Origin of the sequence: Nonomuraea sp. NPDC050790, from assembly GCF_044456745.1 — a bacterium.
Lineage (GTDB): Bacteria > Actinomycetota > Actinomycetes > Streptosporangiales > Streptosporangiaceae > Nonomuraea.
In genome coordinates, this window is sequence record NZ_JBITGF010000007.1 from 245,116 (window position 1) to 251,579 (window position 6,464).

Sequence of the window (6,464 nt, forward strand, 5' to 3'; positions counted from 1 at the left end):
CCGCGTGCTCCAGGTCTCGGAGCCTGCGTCGGCCGGTACAGGCAGAGGCGCCGAGCAGGCTGCCCAGGAGCTCTCCAGTAGCCGGTCGACCTTGCGGCAGGCGGCCAGCATCAGGGCGTACAACCGCCACGCGGTCGGGGAGATGCGCCGGCCAGCATCTGGGCTGGCCGACAGCGGGTCCAGTGTCCAGGAAGGTACCGCCACGTACGGCTCTCCGGCTCGCGCGGGGGCAGTCGCGAGGCCGCGTTCCCGACCGCCCGCTTGGCTCCCCGAGGGCTGGAGCGGGCCGGCCATGGGCCGCCCGGAACGTCCTCGGTCAGCAGTTGGCGGCGGGCGCCGTCCAGGGTCTTCTCGCTCACGCTCAGCGCGTCGGCCACCCAGCGGCGCCGTGCGTACGCCGGAGTCCGGCCCCCGTCCAGGGGGCGCGGCATCAACGTGTCGTACATCGCCTACGCGGCCACCGCCAGGGCGTCATGTGGAGGCGAGCGCAGCAGGGAATGAGGCACCTGCACATGTCCCTGCGGCACCGATCGAGGAGAGCGCAGCCGCGTAGCCGGTTGTCGGCTCTTCCTGGCGAGCCGTACGGGGCGTCGTCACCTGGCCCGGCCCACGCAGGCAGCGGCGGCCGCTGGAAGCAAGATCATTCCGTGAATCGTGGGCCGTGACTGGCCCATCGTGGCACCCGCCAAGTGCAGGCGGGCAGGCGCTGTCCCAGGTCAATGCCATGATTGAAGCGCGCCCTGCAGGATTCGAACCTGCGACCGTCGGATTAGAAGCAAGATCGTCTAGTGTTTGCCCGTGTCCGGTCGTGATTCTTTGTCCCGATCCATGGTGATTGCAGTGTCAGGTTGTGCCCGATCCTGACGCGGGGTGCCGGGACGGACGAGCACGGGCCGAGCACGGTGACCTACCCGGTAGGCGTTGCGGAGGAAGTCATCCGGTATGGGGACGAGGCTGACATCTGCGACTCTGGCCAGTGCGTGCGCTGGTTCACCGCCACGGGCATGGGGGTGAACCGACGTGCGAGGCCAGCTCGGTGAGGTGGTCTCGAGGTCCCCACGCCCTTGGGGAGCTGACTACACTCGGCCTCAAAGTCGCGCCGTCCACAGTATGGGAGATCCTCCAACGGGAAGGCGTCGACCCAGCACCCGAGCGAGCTTCCACCACCAGGGCTGACTTCCTACGATCGCAAGCCGAGGCACTCCTGGCTTGCGATTTCATCGAAGCCGTCACCCTCAACGGACAGCGCCACTGCATCCTGGCCGTCATCGAGCACGCCGCCAGGCGCATCCGCGTTCTTGGCACCACCACTCACCCTACCGGGCGTGGGTGGCCCAGGCGATAAGGAACCTCGTCGTGGATCTGGAGGATGCAGGCTGCCGGACCCGGTTCCTGATTCGAGACCGTGACGGCAAGTTCCCCGCTCTCATGGACGAGATTCTCGCGGAAGCCGGTATCCAGGCAGTGCTCACCGGCATCCGGATGCCGCGGATGAACTCGATCATGGAGCGGTGGGTGCAGTCGTGCCGTCACGAGCTTCTCGACCGCTGCCTGATCTGGAACGAACACCATCTACGCCACGCCCTGGGTGAGTACGAGAAGTTCTATAACGAGCATCGCGCTCATCAAGCCCTCGACCAGGCAGCTCCACTCCGCGCCGTCCCCGGATCGACCCCCCACCTGCGCGCATCATCGACCCGAACGTCCATCGACACGACCGGTTCGGCGGAATCCTCCACGAATACACACATGCCGCTTGAACTGCACGGACGCAATTTTCGGCAGGCGCAGTCCTCCACAAGTACTCGCATGCCGCCTGACCTGCCTGTCAATGGCCTGTGAGCTCTCCCCGCTGGCGGCCAGATAATTAGCACGCTGGTGGCCAGTTCGGTGTCCCCAACCGCGGCCAGTTATCTCCCCGCGGTCGATGAGGATGTGGGTCAGGTGAAGGGTTTGACCCCCTGCCCTGAGGTGGCTTGGGTGAGCCGGAAACTGTCACCCTGAGTGACCACGATGTGAGCGTGATGCATGAGCCGGTCAACCGTGGCGGTGGCCAGGGTCTTGGGCATGATCTCGTCGAAGCCTGAAGGGTGCAGGTTGGAGCTGACGGCCAGGGCCCGGCGTTCGTAGGCGGCATCGACCAGCCGATAGAAGCCTTCGGCGGCGTCAGGCGAGACGGGCAGCAGGCCGATGTCATCGACGATGATCAAGTCGGAGCGGATGATGCGGGTCAGAGCGCGGGCGATGGAATCGTCGGCGCGGTGTCGGCGGACCAGGGCGCCGAGGTCTTCGATGTTGAACCAGGTCACCGTCAGCCCGGCCTCGACCGCGCTCTGGCCGAGCGCCTCGCTGAAGTGCGACTTTCCGGTCCCGGACGGGCCGCAGATGCAGAGGTTCTCGCGGCGGCGGACCCACTCCAGGCTCTTGAGGGCGTCCTGAGTGGGGCGCGGGATGGAGGAGACGGTCTCGTCCCAGTCGCCGAAGGTCTTGCCTGCGGGGAAGCCCGCGCGTTTGCGGCGGGTGTTCAGGTTGGCGCGATCGCGTCCGGCGGCTTCCTCGGCCAGCAGGACGCGCACGACCTCGGCGGGGTCCCAGCGTTGAGCTTTGGCGGTGGGGATCAGGTCGGCCAGCTGTCGGCGCATGTGCGGGAGTTTGAGTCGCTTGGTCAGCTCGATGGCCTCGGCGAGCGGGTCGCCGTTGGAGCCGGGAACGAAGCGGAGCGGGGTGGCCATCAGGTGTTTTCCTCAGGGGTCACGTCGGAATGGGGGCTGGCGGGACGGGTGCCGAAGGAGGCCCAGGCGGAGGTGCCGGGCTGCAGGCTGTGGGTTTCGCTGGCCCGGGTCGGCGCGACGGCATCGCGGCCTGCTTGGTAGTCCAGGATGGAAAGGAGGTCGGCGTCGGCGAACCGGCCGGTGATCGCGGCGGTTCCCAGGGCCTGGTCGACCTGGCTGGTGGAGTAGAGCTTGGCCAAGGTGACGGCCTCGGCCATCTTGGTCTTCATCCTGCGAACGCCGGCGTTGGCGGCCTCGACCAGCCAGGAGGCCGCTCCTGGTCCGAGCATCAGGAACGCGGCTTCCTCGGCTGAGGCGGCCTTGGGGGTGCGGTCGCCGTCCTTGTCCTCGCGGGGTGGGTAGTGGGCTTGGTCGATGACCGGGGTGCCGGGGTTTCCTCGGAGATGGCGGGCGACCTCGATCGCTCCGCCGTCGGCGTCGACCGCGGTGACGATGAGCTCATCGCCATGGAAACGGGCCCAGACCCGGGTGTCGATCAGTTCGTGCGGCACTGAGTAGCGGACCCCGTCGACGGAGATGGTCGAGCTCCAAGTCACCCGCCGGGTGGTGCCGAACGCGACGGTGAAGGGCATCTTCGGCAGCAGGTGCAGCCGGGCCCGTTCCTCGATGAGGGCCTCGGCCGGGCGCCGTCGGGTCTCGCGGTGAGGCCGGCCGTTGACCTCCTCGCAAAACGTCCGGCAGGCGGCTTCCAACTCGCCGAAGGAGCGGTAGTCCTCGCGCAGGTTGACCTGCGTGGGAACCAGATCGGCCTTGGCGATCCGGACCGTGGCCTCGCTGCCGCCCTTGGACTCGGGATCGGCCGGGACACAAGTACGGATGGTCATGCCGTAATGGCGGGCGACCTCGACGATCTCGGGGTTGCGGACCGCGATCCCGGCGATGTGGTCGCTGGTGACGGTCTTCTCGTTGTCGGTCAGCGCATAAGCCGGAACGCCGCCGATCCGTCGCAATGTCGCGTCCAAGCAGGCCACCACGGTCGGCAGCGTTTTGTCCCAGACCGGGATCACCACCCGGAAGCGTGACCAGGCCAGCCAAGCGCACCACAACGTCGTCTGACGACCGCCAACCACAGGGCCGTGACCCCAGTCCCACTGCAACCACAACCCCGGCTCAGTGATCCAAGGACGGTAGATTCGCCGCTGCCCCGCCTTGAGCTGGGCCTTTGCCTCTGCCACGGTCCGGCGGGTCGTGCGCTCACCACCGGTGAAACCCATCGCGACGATCCGTTTGTGCACCACATCGGCCCGGATCCGCCCGTTGGAGCGGACTACCAGCTCCTCGATCTTCGGCAGGAACGCGTCAATAGGCCGTTCTCGATGTCGACGCTCGGCGGGCTGCTGTCCGGCAGCCCGCATCTTCACATAGCGCGCCACTGTGTGGTGGTCGCATCCGGCCAGCTCCGCCGCGGCACGGTAACTGCCCGTGAGGTCATACGCCTCAAGGATCTCCATGATCTCCCTGCTGTTCTTCACCCGGACAAGGATCACCGGCCGGGCATGGACGGGACGAGCGGGGAGCTATCTGGCCGTACTCGGGGATTTCAGCGGCCGTCAGTGGGGCTCTAAATGGCCGCCTGCGGGGAGCATTCCATGGCCGCCGTCACCTGCCTGGATGGATGGAGTTATCCGCAGGCGCAATGTGCTGGGACTGAGTATGTCAGCCATCTTCCCTGCGCGGACCTATAAAAGAGGTCAAATCACCGTCCGGTATGGGGAGAATATGGCTTAAAACAAAGTTGCGCTCTGGATTGGTTGACCTGACTAGCTGGTCATGGAACTCGGCGTGGGCGAATCTTTCCAGGGCGGTGATACATGCGTTTCGCCAGTGGGGCACGGTGATGGATCCGCCCGCTCCCCGTCCTCTTCTCTGCCCTGCGGGGCTTTGGACGCTGATGGTCTCGTAGTCGAAGCGCGACCCGGCAAGGTAGGGATCCAGGGAACGCTGGTCCCACCCTATCCGCACGTGAAGATCACCTGATGGGTCGAGTGCCGACAGGAGTCGACCTTCAGAGGCGAGCGCAAGGAGATTGTGCCACTCCTGCCAGGCGGGGCTGATGCCTCGATCATGCCAGCAGGCCGTCAGGGCGGTTCCGCCTGAGGGTGTGAGGGCGGCCAAGGCCTCGGGCTGGGCGCATCGCGTTCCATAACTGGGTTCGGCCACGAGGACACCGTCTCCCCATGCGGATATCACGGCATCGTTGAGGGCATCCCATCCGCTGTATGGGGAACCATTCGTTTCACCCATTTCTGTCGCGCCGAGGATCCGGCATACCGCTCCGACATCCAATCCTTTAACGGCTGTGAAGCAGGCGGAGTCGACAGTCGTCACATTGAACGCCATGGATGCTTCAGGTCCTTTCACCGATTCACTGCCCCGGAGCGGCGGAAGGGGGTGTGCCCCTTCCGCCACTCTTGCCTCTATTGCGGGACGTTGTCTGTGGTGATCATAACCCAGAATGGGTCGTTATCGAGAATCCGGTATCGCCAATAGAACCAGTTGAGAGTGGTTCCGGCGGATCCGTTCTGGCTCGCGAATACACGACGAACTGAATAGTTGTCCGTAAGCGCTGCTGTTTTCCAGACTCGCCCCCCGCCTTCATAGGAGGAGTTGAATGGGTACTCATCGCATTCAGTATCTACGATGATTGGGAGTGTCGCACAGACAGTGACCACCCGGTCCCTGGTATCCCTGCGCAGTCGGGGATCGATAGTTCTGTGGAGAGGTTTTCCCTGGGCGCTGGCACGAGGTGCCATGAAGTTCCCTGGAACAGCTTTATTGCTGTTCGAGGGAGCCGTTGGGCCTGGATTGTAGAAGGCGTCCTTGATGTGTCTTGCCACGGGCGAATGCGCCGCGCTCGTCGTGTCGTACACCATGATCTTGTTGGCTGTCTCAAAGACGCAACCACCGACGGCGTTGGGGTTGTCGGATGCCGTGTCGCAGGCTACAACTGGTGCCGTGCTGAAGTGGGGGAAGTCCTCGTCTCCGATCTGGGATCCGACCTCGATATAGGGGCTGATGGTGCATGTTCCTACGTAGTCCGGGCCCAGGGCGCCGGGATGGGAGCGGAAGGTGATGAGGCTGCTCTTATTGCTCTCCCATTCCGGCAGGCTGGACTGTCTTCCGGTAGACGAGGTCGGCATGCATTGAGAAGTGGTAGGGTCGCCAGCCTTTTTGACGTACGTGCGCAGCGATACCTGTGTGGTGTCTCCCGTGTACCGGAGATGGTTAATCTTGAACCATACGTCGATATCCCGGCTCTTGCGGTTGGGGTCGTCATATGCGGCATCATTGTTTTGTCTGCCGATGCGGGTGTTGATCACCGTTGATCCGCGGAACTGGACCCAGCCAACATAGAGCTTGACCCATTTGCCGTCCACCCAGGCCCTCTTGTAGAGAGAAACGCCGTACCAGTGGGTAAAGCACCAACTGAAGGCGAGTGCCACATCCCGCCACTTGTACCGACCGTCGGGGAGGCGGTCACCTTCACACTCTTCCAGAGTCAGATGGTTCAGTTTGAATGCAGGAGGTTCGGTAGATGCCGCTTTGCTAGAGGCTTTTTGAGCGCCTGAAGCAACATCCACGGTGAAGGTGGACCAGGGTGACCAGGCGCCGGTGATTCCGGCGGCGGTGGCGCGGGCGCGCCAGCGGAGCTTCCAGCCGTCGGACAGCTTG

At 64.6% G+C, this 6,464-nt stretch carries 5 protein-coding genes; 1 reads left to right on the forward strand and 4 read right to left on the reverse strand.

Features of this window, described 5'->3' with window-relative positions:
- Window positions 1-1,356: 1,356 nt before the first annotated feature.
- Window positions 1,357-1,842, forward strand: coding sequence for an integrase core domain-containing protein (locus ACIBEJ_RS33835; protein ID WP_397186949.1), 486 nt, complete (start codon window positions 1,357-1,359; stop codon window positions 1,840-1,842).
- Between the two features lie 98 nt (window positions 1,843-1,940).
- On the opposite strand, the gene istB is transcribed toward ACIBEJ_RS33835, so the two are convergent.
- The 4 genes from istB to ACIBEJ_RS33855 form a co-directional block, all read right to left on the reverse strand.
- On the reverse strand, window positions 1,941-2,732 hold the full coding sequence (istB, locus tag ACIBEJ_RS33840) for an IS21-like element helper ATPase IstB (protein ID WP_397186950.1): 792 nt from the start codon (window positions 2,730-2,732) through the stop codon (window positions 1,941-1,943).
- Window positions 2,732-4,264: an IS21 family transposase gene (istA, locus tag ACIBEJ_RS33845; RefSeq protein ID WP_397186951.1), complete on the reverse strand. Its 1,533-nt coding sequence runs from the start codon at window positions 4,262-4,264 to the stop codon at window positions 2,732-2,734. Before istA ends, istB begins: the two co-directional genes overlap by 1 nt.
- 184 nt (window positions 4,265-4,448) lie before the next feature.
- Entirely contained in the window at window positions 4,449-5,132 is a 684-nt protein-coding gene (locus tag ACIBEJ_RS33850; RefSeq protein ID WP_397186952.1) for a hypothetical protein, read from the reverse strand.
- 77 nt (window positions 5,133-5,209) lie between these two features.
- The coding region (locus tag ACIBEJ_RS33855; RefSeq protein WP_397186953.1) for a hypothetical protein at window positions 5,210-6,464 on the reverse strand (1,255 nt) is incomplete at its 5' end.

Bases quoted from the DNA above. Each gene is read 5' to 3' on its own strand.
- ACIBEJ_RS33850 (WP_397186952.1), bottom strand. From the start codon at position 5,132: ATGGCGTTCAATGTGACGACTGTCGACTCCGCCTGCTTCACAGCCGTT.
- istB (WP_397186950.1), bottom strand. From the start codon at position 2,732: ATGGCCACCCCGCTCCGCTTCGTTCCCGGCTCCAACGGCGACCCGCTC.